Genomic DNA, 17,203 nt, shown 5'->3' with positions numbered 1-17,203 from the left:
ACCTTGCAATCCAAAAACAGTCCACACCAGCAAATGCGATTCTGCCTCAATCGCTTAGCCGATCTTCACGGACGACTCTTTATGGGCCGGAACGCGACCGCCTACCACACGCGGGACTTGACTTCATTCCGAGCGGCTTCTGCGCCCAGTGGTTCGCACGGTATCTCCGTGTTTGGAACGTAAGCGGCAAGCTGAGGCCGTCAGGCGGCGTGGTTCCATGGCATAAGCGCGTCGAGTTCGCTGCTCGGCCAACCGTTGGCGATACGCTGAAGCGTTACGGCGAGCCAGGCGAACGGATCGATGTTGTTCATCTTCGCCGTCTGCAGCAGTGTTGCGATAGTCGCCCAGGTTTGTCCGCCGCCGTCGCTGCCAGCGAAGAGACTATTCTTTCTCGTAATTGTTTGTGGCCTGATGGCGCGTTCGACGATGTTGGAGTCGAGCTCGATGCGGCCGTCGGCCAGGAAGCGCTCGAAGATGGCGCGGCGCGAGACGGCATAGCGGATCGCCTCAGCCAGTTTTGATTTGCCGGAGATCCGCCGCAAGGTCTGCTGCCAGAGGTCGAAGAGATCTGCGACGATCGCCGCGGAGGCTTGCTGGCGCGCGGCGACGCGTGCGTCGGGGCTTTGACCGCGCACGGTCTTCTCGACCTGCCAAAGCTTCGCCATCCGCTCGACCGTCGCCGTTGCCACTTCTGAGCTCCCTGCAACATGTAACTCGTAGAACTTGCGCCGGCAGTGTGACCAGCAGCCAGCCAATGTGATGCCATCATTGCCGCGATCGGATCGCGCGAGCTTGTTATAGGCGGCATAGCCATCCACCTGCAGGATGCCGCGATAACCATTGAGGTGCCGGACCGCGCATTCGCCGGAGCGGCTGTCTTCGAAGCGATAAGCCACCATCGGGGGACCGTCGCGGCCAAACGTTCGGTCATCCCTGGCATAGGCCCACAAATAGGCCGTTTTCGTCGATCCGGAGCCCGGAGCGAGCGTCGGCAAAGTGGTTTCGTCGGCAAAGACCCGTTCGGCCTTCTTGACCTCGCTGAAGATGTAGTCGGCCAGGATCTCCAGCTCGAAGCCGAGCTTGCCCATCCATTGCGCCATCAACTGGCGGTCTAGCTCGACCTTGTCGCGGGCGTAGATCGCCTCCTGCCGGTAGAGCGGCAGGCCGTCGGCATATTTGGCGACGGCGATCTGGGCCAAAAGCGCTTCCGTCGGAATGCCTCCTTCGATGATATGGGCCGGGGCCGGCGCCTGGATCACGCCGTCCGCGTTCTTGAACGCATACTTGGGACGGCGCGTGACGATCACACGGAACTTTACCGGCACCACATCCAGACGCTCCGACACGTCCTCGCCGATCAGCACTTTCTGCTTGCCGGCATGCTCAGCCAGCTCTTCCGGCTCAATGACAGTTTCGATCCGTTCCAGATGGGGCGCAAGGCCCTTGCGCCGACGCGGTGCACGCTTGCTATCCGCTTGCGCACGGCCCTTGCTGACCTGGGCCTTGATCGCAGCGATGCCGGTCTCGATCTCCTCGAAGACAAAGGCTTGCTGTTCGACGTCGCCATTCGCAGAGCCGAGCTTTTCCGATCGTCGGCCGAACCGGGCGCGGTCGAAGGCCTTCAGGATCTGTGTCAGTCGCTCGATGCGCGCATCGGCATCGGCGTTGCAGGCCTTGAGATCGGCGACCTCACTCTCCAGAGCATCGGCGCGGGCCGCTTTCTCGGCCATGGCAAGCACCATGGCCTTTAGCATCTCCACGTCATTTGGGAGGTTGAGATCGGGCGGCATCATTGGGCCTACCAGAGCACATTTTGCCCCTGTTCTCTTGCCCTTTCAGCTCACTGATTCACTTCGCCGCAGTGCTTTTACCCAACAATCTCCGGCGGCTTGACCGCCGCGGTCCGGACCCGCTTCCAGTCCATCCCATCGACCAGGGCCATCAACTGCGCAGCATTCAGCTGCACCCGATGATGTCCGATCCGCGGCCAGCAGAACCTCGCCTTCTCAAGCCGTTTTAAATAAAGGCACACGCCAGAGCCATCCCACCATACGATCTTTATTCGGTCGGCTCTTTTGGCGCGGAACACATAAAGCGAACCATCGAACGGATCTGAGCCGGCATCGCGTACCAGCGCAACAAGGCCATCGATACCCTTGCGGAAGTCGACTGGATGGCTAGCCAGGAACACCTTCACGCCGGAGGGGATCATGCCGAACGCACCGCCCGGATCACCCGCTGCAACTGCGCCTCGTCGACGTCCACGCCGGCGCGCACGATCACCTCGCCAATGGCAATTTCGATCACTGCGCCTGCCGCAGACACCACCACACCCTCGCAACTCGAGTGCCGCGCGGGACAATGTCGCTCTGCCCGAGCATCACGGCGCCAGGCGAACAGCTGCGACGGGTGAATGCCAATCCGGCGGGCGATCGCCGAGACACTCGCGCCAGGCTCCAGCGCCTCTGTCACAACTTGCGCCTTAAACTCGTCCGACCAGCGTCGGCGAAGCTGCCGCGGCGCTCCCTCAAGACGCTCGGCAACCGCTTCGATCATATGGAAGGTTCTAGTTCCAGAACTAGGCGCAGACATAGAAGCTCACATCGGCTCACAAACTCAGCAGCCGATAGCCGATCGCTTACCCACTCCGCCAGACGGGGTCTCTTTGCCGCTTACTTTGGAACCATGCCGCGAAGGGAGCCAATTTGGGAACAGCGGTTGCGGATTCCGGTTCAGCAGCCCCGGAAATCCATGTGGGAGCCCGATTCATTTTCAAGCCGAGCGGCGCCGGGAGAAAAGTCAGACTAGCCATCTTGGGCTGGGTCGGAGCGTCGCTGATATAAACGGCTGGATGGCTTCGGCCGTTGTGCTTCTCGGGGCCAACTGCCGATCCAACTCAGCCTGACAATGGCGGTGTGGTTGCAAGTTTGCCCGAAGTTGAAAACCCTGGCATTGCTGCCAGGGTTCTGCCTGTCGATCCTTTTGAGAGGAGGGATCAGAAGTCCATGCCGCCCATGCCTCCGCCCGGAGGCATCGCGGGACCGGGCGCGATCTTCTTCGGCAGCTCGGCAACCATCGCTTCCGTCGTGATCAGCAACGCCGCCACCGAGGAGGCGTTCTGGACCGCGATGCGCACGACCTTGGTCGGGTCAATGATGCCCTTGGAGACAAGGTTGCTGTACTCGCCAGTCTGCGCGTCGAAGCCGTAAGGGTATTGATCCTTCTCCAGGACTTTACCGACCACGACCGAGCCATCTTCACCGGCGTTGATCGCGATCTGCCGGGCCGGCCAGGACAGCGCCTTGCGCACGATCTCGACGCCGGTCTTCTGGTCGTCGTTCGTGGTGCGCAGGCCCTTGAGCTGCTCGGAGGCCCGGAGCAGGGCGACGCCGCCGCCCGGGAGAATGCCTTCCTCGACAGCCGCGCGGGTCGCGTGCATCGCGTCATCAACGCGATCCTTGCGCTCCTTCACCTCGACCTCGGTCGCGCCGCCGACGCGGATCACCGCGACGCCGCCTGCGAGCTTGGCGAGGCGCTCCTGCAGCTTCTCACGGTCGTAGTCCGAGGTGGTCTCCTCGATCTGCGCCTTGATCTGGGCTATGCGGGCGTCGATGTCGGCCTTCTTGCCACTTCCGTTGACGATCGTGGTGTTCTCCTTGTCGATCATCACCTTCTTGGCGCGACCGAGCATCTGCAGCGTGACGTTCTCGAGCTTGATGCCGAGGTCTTCCGAGATGGCCTGGCCGCCGGTCAGGATCGCGATGTCCTGCAGCATGGCCTTGCGGCGATCGCCGAAGCCCGGAGCCTTGACGGCCGCGACCTTCAGGCCGCCACGCAGGCGGTTCACGACGAGCGTGGCCAAGGCCTCGCCTTCGACGTCCTCGGCGACGATGACCAGCGGCTTGCCGGTCTGCACCACGGCCTCGAGCAGCGGCAGCAGCTCGTTCAGCGAGGAGAGCTTCTTCTCGTTGATCAGGATGTAGGCGTCCTCCATCTCAACGCGCATCTTGTCGGCGTTGGTGACGAAGTAGGGCGAGATGTAGCCGCGGTCGAACTGCATGCCCTCGACGACGTCGAGCTCGGTCTCGAGCGACTTGGCTTCCTCGACCGTGATGACGCCCTCGTTGCCGACCTTCTTCATGGCGTCGGCGAGGAACTTGCCGATCTCGGCGTCGCCGTTGGCGGAGATGGTGCCGACCTGGGCGATCTCCTCGTTCGAGGTGACCTTCTTCGAGTTCTTCTGGAGGTCCGCAACGACGGCTTCGACCGCGAGGTCGATACCGCGCTTCAGATCCATCGGGTTCATGCCGGCGGCGACCGACTTGGCGCCCTCGCGCACGATGGCAGCCGCAAGCACGGTCGCGGTGGTGGTGCCGTCACCGGCGGCGTCCGCTGCCTTGGCCGCGACCTCGCGCACCATCTGGGCACCCATGTTCTCGAACTTCTCCTCGAGCTCCACCTCCTTGGCGACGGCGACGCCGTCCTTGGTGATGCGGGGAGCGCCAAACGACTTCTCGAGCACCACGTTGCGGCCCTTCGGACCGAGGGTGACCTGCACGGCGTTGGCGAGAATGTCGACACCGCGCAACATGCGGTCTCGCGCTTCTACGCCGAACTTGACTTCCTTGGCTGACATAATCGAATTTCCTCAGTTCAGTTTCTCATCCTTCGACGCGCCCGGGCAAGGCGTTTGTCAAGGGCGGAGTGGATGTGGAGGGCTGGGACTAGGCGGCTTTTTTCTTGGAAAACACATCGGTGAGAACGCCCATAATGTCGCTCTCCTTCATGATCAACAGCTCCTGACCGTCGACCTTCACCTCGGTCCCTGACCACTTTCCGAACAGCACGCGATCGCCGACCTCTACGTCGATCGGAATCAACTTGCCGGTCTCGTCACGGCCGCCTGGGCCAACCGCGACGACTTCGCCCTGCGAGGGCTTTTCCTTGGCTGTGTCGGGAATGATGATGCCGCCAGCTGTCTTCTCTTCAGCGTCGATGCGCTTGACCACGACGCGGTCGTGAAGCGGACGGAAATTCATGTAGGCCTCCTGAGCATTTGAACGAGTTGACAATGGGCGCCTTTTGAGCAGCCTCATTGTTGCAAGAGCCAGGCCAAAGATGAGCCGAGCGATCTGCCTGCAATCGTGCTGAATCTCTCGCTTGGCCCGCTCGTGCATTCGTCGGGAAGCAAACGTTTTTGTGTACACAGCTCGCCAAGCTGTTGCCAACCTGACATTGCTTCTCGTCAAAATATGAGTTTACCGTCACGCGCATGGATCAAGGTCGTGCACGCTCGGCGCAACAAGATCAGGCCGATCACGGCCCACGAATGGGATAGCAATCAAGCGCCGACAGTCTCCTTCCCTATCTTTTTCACGGCTCTTCCTTGTCGGCCCTGCGAGCAAAGCTGCTCGTACGAACTGGCTAAAGGAAAACTATACGGCCGGGCTGTTTTGCGTCGACGGCGCTGCATAGCGCTGATGGATCAAGGCGATTGGGACCGGCATATGGATTATATACGTTGATATACGTTGTGCCGAAGCGTCTGGCGTGTGATTGCGAAGTTGATGGCGAATCCAACCGATCTCCGCGCCAATAGGAAAACAACCTGTGTCGTCTGTAGAAGTACATCAGCATATCGTTTCACTTCTTCAGAAGCCCGATCCGGTCATCTTGGATATCGGCTGCAATGACGGAACCGATACGCAACAGTTTCTTACCCTGTGCCCACAAGCTCAGCTTTACTGCTTCGAGCCGGACCCTCGGGCGATCGCGCGCTTCAAGAAGAAGTTGGGCCTTTCCCTCGATAAGGTGCAGCTGCTTGAAATCGCGATCAGTGATAGAAACGGGACGATCGATTTCCATCCAAGCAATGCAGATGGAGAAGCAAAAGAATGGGATCTCTCCGGCTCGATACGCCGACCGAAAAACCATCTTACCGAGTATGATTGGGTTCGGTTCGATCGCCCGTTCTCGGTTGAAACCCGGCGGCTGGACGATTGGTGCAGCGAGGCTAAGCTGAACACGGTTGACTTCATTTGGATGGATGTCCAAGGCGCGGAGGCCGACGTCATTGCAGGCGGCATGCAGACCTTGAGCAATACGCGCTTCGTGTACACGGAGTATAGCGACCGAGAGCTCTACGAAGGTCAGCTGTCGCTGCAGGCTATTCTTGATCTATTGCCGTCATTCGAAGTGGCGGCTCATTATCCCCGCGCTGTGGAAGGTGATGTATTGCTTAAGAATACACGCTTCTAGCGCCTATCACATCCGGCCCTGGTCGTCATTCCCCGGAAGACCTGCCTCGGATTCTCTGCGGCGCAGCGCCGCAGGACGGCCGATCACCGCGCGAATGGATGCTGCAAGCCTCACGTTCCCGTCTCGGTCGCTATGCAGGCCTTGGCGATAGCGCACTTAGGTACCTTCGATAAATACTATTATCGTTTGACGATCATTTGTTTGGCGGGGCGGCACGGCTCGCGACTCCGGGGCGAGCAGCTCGAGCTTTCTCAGATGCCTGAACCAATACTGCCAGCCGACGCTCAAAGCGCTTAATCGTCCGAACTGCTGCTGTATGCTCTGGCCCCCTCGGAAGGCGGTTCACTGCTTCGAACAAATGCCAAAGCAGCTGCATCAGTTCTCGTAGATCCTTAAGATGCGCCACTTCAATTACGCGCTTTCCACCGCTATTGTTCCGTCATGCCGAAACATTCGTCTCCAGCCCAAGTCAATCGCCAGTGGGGCGTTGGATAGCGAGTTCGTCGCCGCTCATCGGCTGCAGCTTGTATTCCGTGATACGTCGCTGGCACAAAGCATCGTCGATGAGCCTCTGCGCCTTCATGCACGAATATGCCTGCATCAGCGCATGATCCCGTAAAATCAACGCCTGCCGTGTGGGGGCGAATCCATTCATTGAACGAAGACTTGCAATGACCGTGCCATCGCTAGCTCAATGCAAGAAAGGCATGGATGTGAGGATGCTAACTCGCAATTGATCGCAATATCTGGCTGGTGGTAGACCCGAAATCCTGGTCGGCACTACGCACGTTGCTGTCCGGAGCAAGAATTGTGTCGACTTGGCCTCTGGCGAGGATCATCTTGATCGCTCGCAAAGCCACGCGCGAGAAAGTCGCCCGAACCAAAAGATAGAGCAGATAGGGCCTATGCTTGCGCCCGCCTCGGAGCAGATGGCGCTCTCGGCTCCTTAATTTAGCTCCCTTCCGGTCACCCGAATGATCGTGATCGTAACGCGAGCGGTTCTTGGTCAAGAACGCTAACCTCTCGGCCATCCTGTCAGTCGATTGAGAGCCGCGGTAGCGGACGGGCGCCGCTGATCAGATGGGCCTGCGCGGCCACCTCAGCAAGATAGTTGTCCATCGCACTTCGCGCGGTGGCTGTACCAGGGTGGCGGAAGTTCACGGAAATTCCGTCCTGCCAGCGACTGATCCATAGGTATGTCTCGCACGCATCGGAGCTACGGCTAATCAGAAATCGCGTCCGCCAATGGGGCCAGCGGTCCGATCCGGGCACCGTCCGATTGTCCATATAGGATACCATGAAACGGTCGCGCAGTGTGGTGCCGAGCAGCTCCATGGCCTTTGAAAATGGCACCTGAGCCGTTTTCTTGGCGCGTTTGAGTTCGAACCGGGCGGCGTTCAGGATTTCCGGCAACGTATCGGCCACCCGGAAGCTCACCGGGCTCATCCCGACATACCATCCAACCGAACGCATCGATCGCAGATCGTACCTGGTGTGAAAGGGTGCAACGGCGTGGAATTGTCGTTGGTTCGCCAGTGTCTTTCCTGCCAGCGCCAGACAGGCGAAAATTCCCGTCGCCGCGTTTCCGCCCTGGGACCTGCAGCCGCGATCGAATTCGCATGCGCCAGCCGCATCGAGCAGCCACATTTTTCCGCTCCGCTGCAAGGATTTCTCCGGCGTATCGAATGATAGCGGAAAGTCCGGCAATTGACCGCCGTTCGCCGCGATCAGCTCGCGCCAATGGCAGATAGCAGGATGGTCATCGGTTAGATCGGTCAATCGCTCTCGTTCGGCCTCGGCGTGATCCAGATAGCTGTGCACCGCCGCCAGCTGGGGTTCCACTCGACGGATCGCGGCTGTGTACAGTTCGTGGATCTCATACGGTACCAAGGCCATCGAGTAGGCATCGCTAACAGAGTGGTCGGAGGCGAGCAGGAGGCTCGTGGATGTCGGCCGGCTGATCGTCACGAAGACGTACGCCGGCCAGCGCAGCGGGTTGGTCTCCGCGTCAAACAGTTTTTCGAGCAGCTGAGCAGTTTCGCCGCTATCGGCGCAGTCACTCACCACGGTTTGCTCAAGCGCTGCAGCGCCTGGATCAATCGTGGCGCGACGCATTGCCGATCCATCCTTGGCCAATCGGCTGCGTAATACCTCGTGCCGATCGACCCAGCCAAGGATCGCTTTGGTCAGCGCAGCGGCATTGAGCTCGCCTGGCAACTCGAATGCTGCGCCGAGCCAGCCCGGTCGGCCATCGTCCGCAGAGCGAAGATGTTCCTCTTGCACATAGGACGGGCGGCGCGGGTCAGCCCGCCAGCTGATCGGCTCGGTGACGTTGATCCGCCAAACCATTAGCCGCCCAGGCTGCCGATCAAGATCGCCAAATTCTTTGATGTCCATGAGCCAGTCCGTCGCGGTCATAGACGCAAGCTGCGCGCCTGGCGCAGCGGCCAAATCCACACTATGGAGGCCATGCCAAGCACGCTGCTCGCGAGCAACGTGGTGCGCAGGCTCGTCGCAGCAGCGACCGCGCCGCCGGCGAGCGCCCCCAATGAGGCCAGTCCCCACACCACGCTGCGGATACTCGCATTGATCCGGCCCTGTAAGTGCGGCGGGGCCAACGCATATCGAATGGGAACCTGCTGCACGTTGTAGATCCCTTGGCCGATCCACAGCATGAATTGAGAGAGGGTCACGCATGCCACTGCGGCCCACCAGGGCTGGGTGAGCAGGGCCGCCAAGCTCATTCCGCCGGCGCTCACCGCCAAACCGATCATTAAAGTTGGGCCGAGGCCGATCGCCCGGTCCACCCGCGGTGAGCTAGCCGCACCGACCACACCGCCAAGCGCACCGATGCCGAGCGCCATGCCGACGAGCCGGCTGTCAAACCCGAGATCCTTGGTCAAATGCAGCAGAAACGCCGCAGAATACGCGTTGTGCCAAAAGATGAATGTGCCGCTCGCCAACGTGACTGCCCGCAAAACCGGATTGCCGAACAGGCTTACCAAACCCTCGGCGACTTGGCCGAGCACTGCTCTCGGCGCGGCCTCCGAGCACCCAGCGTTACGCAGGGGCACCAGAGACAGCAACGCGGCGGCAAGCAAAAATGAAATCGAGTCCGCCAGTATTGCGGTCGGGGCAGAGAATTCGTTGACGAGCCAACCGGCCAGGAACGGACCTGCTGCCATCGCGCCCGCTTGGCTGAGCTCCAATGAACTCTGTGCCCGAACCAGCTGTGAGCGATCTAGCAGGGTGGGTATGCACGCCAGATAAGCCACGTCAGCGATCACTGCGGCAACCCCAACCAGCATGCTCGTCGTGTACAACTGAACCAGTCCAAGATGTCCAAGGTTGGCGAACAAGGGAATTGTGGCCAGCGTCGCCGCCATCACCAGATTGGCGGTCAAAAGGATCCGCCGATGCGGGAGGCGGTCCACGACGACCCCGGCGAACAGACTCACCACCAGGTACGGCGCTCGACCGCAGGCCAACAGCAGCCCCGTTTGCGCCGGTCCCGCGTCCAGCAACGTGATTGCGGTTAGCGGCAGCGCCAGCAAGGTTACATTAGAGCCCAGCAGCGAAATGGTCTGGCCGACGAGCAGCGCAAGATAGCTTCGTGGCAGTCCACGAGGCGCGGCGGAACAGCGCGGGCGGCTCACGCGTCGCCAGACAGGCGGGGAGCCGACAGATACCCAAGTCGGCTCAGCTCACTTTCGGCGATCTGCTCGAATTCCTCGATCTGGGCTCGCGTCAGATCTTGGACGTAACGACCGATCCTGCCTCGGTGCAGCGGCTTCCCCGCAGCCTCGGCGGCCGGATGGCCGTGCGGTTGTTCGAACAATACGTGCTCGTATTCAGCGTGACGCAGCACGGCCTCATCCCAAGGCAAGCCGAGGTGATCCAGGATTCGGGCCAGGGTGGGACGGGGACTGCCTACAAGATCCTCGTAACGCACCTCGAGATAGCGGCCAGGCGGCGCGATTTTATGTGGCTGGGATACCACTTCCAGCCAACCGCGCGCGGCGTCGGCAACAGTTCGGTATCCCCAATCAGGGACGGTTTTCAGATGAGAGGCGGCAACGTCGCGGCCGTCCCGCACGATATGCACGAAATGTGCGCGCGGCCACTGCCGGGCGAAGGCGTCGGTGTGGGCAATCTTGCGCTGCAGTTTCAAGCCCCAGCGCCGGGCCCCACTACGAGCTCGGCGCAACTCGCCCATCTCGTTGATAAGGCGGCATCGGGCGGCGAACGAAACAATGTCGTCCCCCATCTCGACCATCACCTTGCTGACCAACCCACGCATATCATCGAAGTCGAGGCCGAACCGGCGGCACTGGACCACAAAATGCACCCCGTCATACCAAAACGGATCGACCGTGTTTTTGGTCATGCCCACGACACGGGAATCGCCGGCCGCCAGCAGGTCGATCGCGCTCAAGATGTGCGGACCGAGATTGGGCGGTTCGAGGAAGTCGATCTCCGGACCGGCTACCAGATCCAGATGCGAATCGAGCACGATGCTCAGCAATGTGGTGCCAGAGCGGCTCTCGCCGCCGAGCAGCACCGGCGATGTGGAAAATGGATTGGGCAGCGGCATGGGTGTGTTCTCGGTTGGAAAATGCCTGCTCATCCGCAGACGGGTCCGGTGAACCAGCGCCTGACCGCTCCCGGGGTGGCCACGAAATGATCCCTGGCGAACCGTACAGCGGCGGCGACTGGATCCCCGTCGCCGCCGGTGCTCTCCATACGGGACAGAGCCGCCGGCAGGGCCTCTCCAGCGGCCTCGACAGCCGCCTGCACATCGGCGTCGGATACCGCCGCCGATGGCATGAAGCGGCCACCGTACTGCATGAGGAAACCCCGGGCCCACATCTCCTGGAAAAAGGCGTGGCCAAGTTCGGGGTTGGCAAATACGACATCGAACATAGTCGGCCAGGCGAATGCCCATGCCGCGACCTGCTGTCTGACGAAGACCTCGTTGAGCCCCTTGATCAGTTGCTTGCCAACCTCGCGCATCCGAGCCAGCAAGATCCCGTCGCGCAGCGCGTGTAGGGTGCTCAGTGCGGCCGCAAACGGGGTAACCTCGCGCTGGTAGGTATTGCCCAGGTATGTCTTCTCGGCGGCGGCTAGTACGTCCGCGCGACCCGCGACTGCGGATAACGCCATTCCATTGGCCAGTCCTTTGCTCAGCGTGATCAGATCGGGCGTGAGGCCGACCGCTACGTGGTAGCCGCCAATGCCATAGCGGAATCCGGTCATCACCTCATCAAGGATGAGCAAGGCGCCGTGCCGATGCACCAGCCTCTGTAGTTCCTGATGGTATTCGGGCGGGAAGAAGTTGACCTCGGGGGTGACGATCACCGCGGCGACGCGCTGGACGCTTGCCAACTCGTCGAGCAAGTCCAGGTTGTAGCGGAAATCCACGCTGTCTCGGTCCCGATTGGGTAGCCCCATCTCTGGTCGGTCCTGCAACTGCCAATCGTGCCAGCCATGATATCCGCTGGTAAGCACATGGTTCAGCCCTGTGAATGCGCGGGCAAGGCGGACGGCGGCGGTAGTCGCACACGATCCCGTGCGGAAGAAAATTGAGCGTTCCGCCACCGGGAAGATCTCCGCCAACCGTTCGGCCAGTTCAACCCGGTGCACGGATAGCGGCCCGGGCAATACGCCGCCGGTGCGGCGCATCTCGGCGACGGCGTGCGCCAAGACCGGCTCGTATCCGGCTCCGAGCGGCGCGGCACCACTACAGGAAGTGAAATCGACATATTGCCGTCCATTGATGTCCCATGCATGCGCACCCGAAGCGCGCGTCATGACGACCGGAAAGCGCCTGTTGAGATCCCATTTTTCCGACGCGGTGACGCGCAATGCGCGGCGCAGTGCTGATCTGTGCGCGTCGGTCGCGGCCACGGTTGCAGTCGGGGTGGCGATCGACATCAGCCGTCTCCGTTTGATAATCATGCCCTTAGGTGAGCTGCGTGATTATTCTTCGAGCGATCCGCAGGGCGTTCGCCTGAATGGTGAATGTCGGATTGACGCCTCCGGAATAGGGAAAGAAGCCGCCATCCGCGACATAGAGATTGTCGATGTCATGCACCCGGCCCCAGCGGTCGACCACGGATTGTGTCGGGTCGACGCCGGCACGGCAGCCGCCATGCAGATGTCCGCTGCCGAACTGATAGTTGGAATCCTGAAAATCGACTTGTTTCACGCCGGCCTCCGCCAGCAAGTTCGACGCGCGTCGGCACAAATAGCCTAATCGGCGTTTGTCCAGCGGATGGGTACAGTAATCGAGAATGATCTTCGGCAAACCCAGCCGATCCAGGCTGGTAGCCAGTCGGACCGCATTGCTGTGCATGGGTTGGTCGGCCGCCAGGAAATGCAACCGTAGTGTTATCTTTCCGTCGTGGTCCGTGCGCTCAACCCGACTTGCTTCGTAGATCATTCCGCCGAGCCCCGAAGGAGCCTCCTCGTCCAGGTAGTGATCAGAGATCGCAACGGTGGAGAATGGGCCACCGGGCGGGCGCGCGGACATCGGATCTATTGCGATGCTACCGGACACGTAGCCGCTGATTTTGAACGAGATGCCACTGCCGACCATGCCGGAGGCGTTGCCGATGCCGTTGGGCGCTGCCCGCTGAGCCGATCTTAGCAGTAGCGCGGCAGACTGCACTGCATTTCCGGCGAGTACCACGCAGCGGGTGCGGACCCGCGCACGTTGTCGGCTGAGGGTGTCCAGCCATTCCACCGAATCCGCGCGGCTGACGTTGGCCAGATCGATGCGTACAGCCTTGCTGCCGACTGCAACCGTCAGCGCGCCGGGCGGCAGGGCGACATCTGTGAACGGCGAACGTGCGTCGGCCCTCGCGCCGGTAGGACACGAGTGTTCGTTGCAAGGTCCGTCGCAATCACAGGCTGGCCGGCCGCGATAGGGTACGGAGTTGATTGCCAACGGGGTGGGAAAAGGCAGCTGGCCTAAGCGTCCGCCGGCATCGGCGATCAACCGCCCCTTCGCGCTGTAATCATGCGGGGGCAGAACGGGAGGATCGCTCGGTGGTTCGAATGGGTCCGCTCCGGCTAGGCGGGCCACTCCCATGCGCCGTTCTAGCTCCTCGTAAAACGGGCGTAGTTCGGCGTAGTTGATCGGCCAGGTAGGGTCAAGCGCGTCTCCGGCTACATGCGCTCGCGCATCGAAATCGATGGTCCGATAGCGGAAGGCTATTCCGGCATACAAAGTCATTCCGCCGCCGAGCGCGCGCACAGTCCAGGGACGTCCAAACGACGTCAACGTACCTGCCGCAGACCTTACTAGGGCGGTATCCATACCATCTTGGACGCTCGCCAGCGAGGCGCCGGGGGGAAGCGCCCGACCTTCCTCGAGAAGGAGCACTCGCAAACCGTGTTGGGCGATCTCGTAGGCCACGGTCGAGCCGCTGGCACCACTCCCGACAACGCATACATCAACGATATCGGCCGTCACTATCCCACCTCTGGCAACAAATATCGACGATGCGCAATCAGAGCCCTATTGATCAGTGACCGGCTGTCCCAGATAACTGCCATAGCCAACGATGAACGCACGGCATTGCACGATTGCCCCAGACTATACAGTGCGGCTTGGCTCGGTTGCCAATGATCATCTGCCGGGTATCATCTGCCAAGTATCATCGCGAACGACCGAGAGATCGTACAATGTGACGCTACGTACGATTCAAGGCCGTCCAAGCCACTACCGCGTAAATATTACAGATGGTTAGGTCGGGCGGTTGTCCGATCCACCTAACCTGTGTAGCTGACGTGGGTGAGCAAACGTGTCTGCACGATTTGCGGGCGCTCGCGAGCTACTTGGGTTAAGCGTCACAAAGGCCATGCGGGCAGCATTTCGAAGGCCACCAGGACTGTTGTCTCCTAAACTTCTAGCAATCATCAGACGGGGGTTAGCTGGAACAGCAAAGCTGCGCATTTATCGGAAAAAAGCCCGGCCTCATTCGAGGGCCGGGCGGAAGTCAGTCTGGGCGAACGAGGCTGCTAAGCGTCGCGCCAGCTCGCGTCGACAGAGGGAGGGCTGCCGACGGTTATTTGCGGTGATGCATTCACCGCAAATTTCTAATCACAAAAGGATTGATGTCGGTCTGGCGTTGTTTCCTTTTTTACCAAGGCGATACTCACCAATGCGCCGACAGCCCGGGATCATCTATCCTCGACGCCACTCATCTTATCGATATGTTCTTGACGATCCTCGTAAAGCAAAGTCGACCGCTTAGGTGTCGTTGTCGCGCCTCTGGCGGAGGAGCCCCGCTGGCTTGTCCGAGGCCCCTCGCGTCCTGCTTTGAGATGCTACAACGTGACGCTAGGTACGAATCAAGTTGTTTGAGCTGCGGCGCGCGCCATTAAAATCTGAACTCCGATTTCTAACAGGCAGCTAATCAATCCGCGAGCTGCCGCAACAGTGCATGCCATATTCTGCTTATGTGCCTGTGCTTGTACCACGTGAGCGCTTGGAGATTTTACCAGCGCGGTTTGTGGAGTCTCCGCACAGATCACTGCAGCGACGAAGCTTTGCGACCGCAGGTTAGGTCGCGCACGCTGTAATCACGCTCAAGTGGTTCCAGAAAGCACAGCCGAGCGAACGCGGCTGCAGGTCGAATAGCGTCGGTACGGATCGGAACTGGCGTGCGCTTGTTGATTTGCTTGTACGAAGAATACGAAGCGGCGGCCAAAGAAATTCAGCGCAGGAAGCATGAGCGCGGAATTCCCCCAGTAATTCGAACTGATCTCGCAGAAAATCAACAGCATGACCGTTCCATTCAATGAGCTCCCTACGCCTAAGCTCCGGGATCGTCCGATTCGCTTGCGCAGTCGAGAGGCCGCATGCATCGGCGACGTCTTGCTGCATGACGGGGACATGAAGACGACCATTGTCCAGCAGCCCACGAGCTCAAGCCGCGCAGATAAGAAAGGGAGGCGGCGCTTCTGCTCGATCGTGTTGGCCGTCATGCCCGCCAAGATTCTGTACGGAATGCTCGGATCTGTGACCGCAATGGCACACTGAGCCGAGGTAGCGAGATCGTCCGACCGCAGCGTACCGTGTTTAACGGCGTAAAAATACGGGACTCCAGTACAATCCAAGCGAAGGATGTGCTTGAGCCGTCGCTCGTGATCACCTACTCGAAATGAGGTCCAGCATGAGCCATGCGGCCGGGGACCGCTCCGAAGTGTCGATAGTGACAGAAAAAGAACGAGAGTTGGCGCGGTGCAGGCAGGAAATAGCGCGTCTCAAGAATCTGGTAGTGCAGCTTTCTCAGCTCGTCTTGCGGCACGTCGCGGAAAGTAGCGAGGACCGGAAGCCGCAATCCAGGTGAATCGCTTGGGCGTGTGATCATATGTGACAGAGGACGGCAACTAGACGATTTCCGCTGTGATCCGCAGCGCGGCGGCCCCAGGGGGAGGGGGAGCGGCCCCGCCTTGTTTCCCCGAGGCGGGGCCGCTCAATTTCCGGTCGAACTTTTTCGTGGAACGAAGCGCCCGAGCCAATGCGCGTCGCGTGGCCTGATAGCCGAAACTCTCCATAAGCCGAAACCGGTGACTACAGTCCGGCGAAGGGACGCCTTATTCGTGCCGCCGCTAAACGTCTGCGTTGGGCCAAGTCATCAGCTTCAATTGAGTCCGGCCCGTGAGGCGTCGAACCGGTGCAGGTTGTGCATCGATCGGAAACTAGATCCAAACTGCGCATATGCGCGGCGCTCGCTTTAGACCGATGGCGGTTTGCGGACACCGAGCTGCTCGATGACGCGCTTTGATATGTCTGCTGGATCGCCAACCCCGCTTGTGCCAATCTCGATGACCTTCTTTGCGACGATTTCGGCGATAGGGTCGTCTCGATCAACCAAGCGGAGCGAGCGCATTGTCCGAGCATACGCTGACCGCAGACGTTCAATTTGTTCCGGCGGCAGCTTGCTGCCTTGGAGCAATCGATCGATCGAGATTGATCCCCGTCCTACCTCCATGGGGACGCTAACTTTGATATCTTGCACTAAGATACGTCAGAACGCGGTCGGGTTAGTCTCGCTATAGCCACCTTTGTCGTCCCACCTATAAACGACGTAGTCGAGCTGCTTGATGTCGCCCTTGGCGTCGTATTGCAGTGTGCCGATCACAGTGTCCCAAGAGCCCGCTTTAATCGTGTCCATCACCTGTTTCGGATCTACGGTGCCAACTTTCGTTGCGGCTTGCGTCCAGACCTGCACCGCAGCGTAGGTATATAGCGTGTAGCCCTCGGGGTCGATATTCTTGGCTCTGAACTTATCGACGATCGCAGCCGCCGTCGTCTTCTTGCGTGGGTCGGGCCCGAAAGTGAAGAGCGTACCTGCTCCAGCTGCGCCGGTAATCGAAGCATATTCCTTATCAGCCAACGCGTCACCCGACATCAGGACGGTCTTGAGGCCCTGATCGCGCATCTGGCGCAAGATAAGGCCCGCTTCTTGGTGATAGCCGCCGACATAGACGAGGTCGATATTGTCACGCTTCAGTCGCGAGACAATCGCATTGAAATCCTTGTCGCCCTTATTGTAGGACTCGTACATCTTTTCAATGACACCGGCCTTATTGAGTGCCTTCTTCGTCTCGTCGGCAAGTCCCTTTCCATACGTTGTCTTGTCATTCAGAATCGCGATGTTCTTGCCGTTGAATTGCTTCGCGATATACTGGGCGGCAACCTGGCCCTGCTGGTCGTCACGGCCGCAGACGCGCGCCACGTTCCATAGCTTGCGTTCGGTGAATAGCGGGTTGGTCGAAGCCGGCGTGATCTGCAGCACACCGCCATCCGCATAGGCTTCCGAGGCCGGGATCGATGACGAAGAGCAAAAGTGCCCAGTGTCCGTCGTCAGATAATTTGAGACTGATCAGGCTTTTCGCGAAGAGAGGCTCTGGCTCATCTGGGTTAGAGTTT

The 17,203-nt window shown here is 60.2% G+C and carries 13 protein-coding genes and 1 pseudogene; 1 reads left to right on the top strand and 13 read right to left on the bottom strand.

Annotation, left to right across the window (positions count from 1 at the left end; genetic code table 11):
* Positions 1-200 precede the first annotated feature (200 nt).
* The 5 genes from QJT82_RS43220 to groES all read right to left on the bottom strand — a co-directional run bounded on the left by QJT82_RS43220 (position 201) and on the right by groES (position 5,039).
* The gene (locus QJT82_RS43220; protein ID WP_264641773.1) at positions 201-1,793 is read right to left on the bottom strand and encodes an IS66 family transposase; all 1,593 of its coding nucleotides are present in this window, start codon (positions 1,791-1,793) and stop codon (positions 201-203) included.
* A gap of 74 nt (positions 1,794-1,867) precedes the next feature.
* Entirely contained in the window at positions 1,868-2,212 is a 345-nt protein-coding gene (gene tnpB / locus QJT82_RS43215) for an IS66 family insertion sequence element accessory protein TnpB (protein ID WP_016844268.1), read from the bottom strand.
* Positions 2,209-2,556, bottom strand: a complete 348-nt coding sequence (locus tag QJT82_RS43210) for a transposase (RefSeq protein ID WP_018270221.1) — start codon at positions 2,554-2,556, stop codon at positions 2,209-2,211. Before QJT82_RS43210 ends, tnpB begins: the two co-directional genes overlap by 4 nt.
* A 439-nt stretch (positions 2,557-2,995) precedes the next feature.
* Positions 2,996-4,636 carry a chaperonin GroEL gene (gene groL / locus QJT82_RS43205; protein WP_168858704.1) on the bottom strand — a complete coding sequence of 547 codons (1,641 nt, stop codon included), beginning with the start codon at positions 4,634-4,636 and terminating at the stop codon, positions 2,996-2,998.
* An 88-nt stretch (positions 4,637-4,724) separates the two neighbouring features.
* The gene (gene groES, locus QJT82_RS43200) at positions 4,725-5,039 is read right to left on the bottom strand and encodes a co-chaperone GroES (protein WP_016845959.1); all 315 of its coding nucleotides are present in this window, start codon (positions 5,037-5,039) and stop codon (positions 4,725-4,727) included.
* A 571-nt stretch (positions 5,040-5,610) separates the two neighbouring features.
* On the opposite strand from groES, the gene QJT82_RS43195 reads away from it, so the two are divergent.
* Positions 5,611-6,258, top strand: a complete 648-nt coding sequence (locus QJT82_RS43195; protein WP_016845960.1) for an FkbM family methyltransferase — start codon at positions 5,611-5,613, stop codon at positions 6,256-6,258.
* 469 nt (positions 6,259-6,727) lie between these two features.
* On the opposite strand, the gene QJT82_RS43190 is transcribed toward QJT82_RS43195, so the two are convergent.
* From QJT82_RS43190 to QJT82_RS43155, 8 genes and pseudogenes are all read right to left on the bottom strand, one after another.
* Positions 6,728-6,913 carry a hypothetical protein gene (locus QJT82_RS43190; RefSeq protein WP_016845961.1) on the bottom strand — a complete coding sequence of 62 codons (186 nt, stop codon included), beginning with the start codon at positions 6,911-6,913 and terminating at the stop codon, positions 6,728-6,730.
* A 380-nt stretch (positions 6,914-7,293) separates the two neighbouring features.
* A complete protein-coding gene (locus tag QJT82_RS43185; RefSeq protein WP_233475763.1) occupies positions 7,294-8,655 on the bottom strand; it encodes a condensation domain-containing protein in 1,362 nt (453 codons plus the stop codon).
* Positions 8,656-8,672: 17 nt separating this feature from the next.
* A complete protein-coding gene (locus tag QJT82_RS43180; RefSeq protein WP_264641774.1) occupies positions 8,673-9,914 on the bottom strand; it encodes an MFS transporter in 1,242 nt (413 codons plus the stop codon).
* The gene (locus QJT82_RS43175; RefSeq protein ID WP_244436063.1) at positions 9,911-10,852 is read right to left on the bottom strand and encodes a sulfotransferase; all 942 of its coding nucleotides are present in this window, start codon (positions 10,850-10,852) and stop codon (positions 9,911-9,913) included. The genes QJT82_RS43180 and QJT82_RS43175 overlap by 4 nt, the downstream gene beginning before the upstream one ends.
* Before the next feature lie 29 nt (positions 10,853-10,881).
* A complete protein-coding gene (locus QJT82_RS43170; protein WP_196238238.1) occupies positions 10,882-12,192 on the bottom strand; it encodes an aminotransferase class III-fold pyridoxal phosphate-dependent enzyme in 1,311 nt (436 codons plus the stop codon).
* 28 nt (positions 12,193-12,220) lie between these two features.
* Positions 12,221-13,735 (bottom strand): GMC family oxidoreductase, encoded by a 1,515-nt coding sequence (locus tag QJT82_RS43165; RefSeq protein WP_080583617.1) that lies wholly within the window; start codon positions 13,733-13,735, stop codon positions 12,221-12,223.
* A gap of 1,118 nt (positions 13,736-14,853) precedes the next feature.
* Positions 14,854-15,051, bottom strand: coding sequence for a hypothetical protein (locus QJT82_RS43160; RefSeq protein ID WP_016842082.1), 198 nt, complete (start codon positions 15,049-15,051; stop codon positions 14,854-14,856).
* 1,247 nt (positions 15,052-16,298) lie between these two features.
* A pseudogene (locus QJT82_RS43155) lies at positions 16,299-17,126 on the bottom strand (branched-chain amino acid ABC transporter substrate-binding protein); the annotation flags it as partial.
* Between the last annotated feature and the right edge of the window lie 77 nt (positions 17,127-17,203).

The sequence above is a fragment of the Bradyrhizobium sp. Mp19 genome, from assembly GCF_029952935.1.
In the GTDB taxonomy this organism is placed as follows: Bacteria; Pseudomonadota; Alphaproteobacteria; order Rhizobiales; family Xanthobacteraceae; genus Bradyrhizobium; species Bradyrhizobium elkanii.
This window is presented reverse-complemented; position numbering and strand designations above follow the sequence as displayed.

Excerpts from the sequence above, each read along its gene's own strand:
- QJT82_RS43220 (WP_264641773.1), bottom strand. The coding sequence starts at position 1,793 with ATGATGCCGCCCGATCTCAACCTCCCAAATGACGTGGAGATGCTAAAG.
- tnpB (WP_016844268.1), bottom strand. The coding sequence starts at position 2,212 with ATGATCCCCTCCGGCGTGAAGGTGTTCCTGGCTAGCCATCCAGTCGAC.
- QJT82_RS43210 (WP_018270221.1), bottom strand. The coding sequence starts at position 2,556 with ATGATCGAAGCGGTTGCCGAGCGTCTTGAGGGAGCGCCGCGGCAGCTT.
- groL (WP_168858704.1), bottom strand. The coding sequence starts at position 4,636 with ATGTCAGCCAAGGAAGTCAAGTTCGGCGTAGAAGCGCGAGACCGCATG.
- groES (WP_016845959.1), bottom strand. The coding sequence starts at position 5,039 with ATGAATTTCCGTCCGCTTCACGACCGCGTCGTGGTCAAGCGCATCGAC.
- QJT82_RS43190 (WP_016845961.1), bottom strand. The coding sequence starts at position 6,913 with ATGAATGGATTCGCCCCCACACGGCAGGCGTTGATTTTACGGGATCAT.
- QJT82_RS43185 (WP_233475763.1), bottom strand. The coding sequence starts at position 8,655 with ATGGACATCAAAGAATTTGGCGATCTTGATCGGCAGCCTGGGCGGCTA.
- QJT82_RS43175 (WP_244436063.1), bottom strand. The coding sequence starts at position 10,852 with ATGCCGCTGCCCAATCCATTTTCCACATCGCCGGTGCTGCTCGGCGGC.
- QJT82_RS43170 (WP_196238238.1), bottom strand. The coding sequence starts at position 12,192 with ATGTCGATCGCCACCCCGACTGCAACCGTGGCCGCGACCGACGCGCAC.
- QJT82_RS43160 (WP_016842082.1), bottom strand. The coding sequence starts at position 15,051 with ATGCTGTTGATTTTCTGCGAGATCAGTTCGAATTACTGGGGGAATTCC.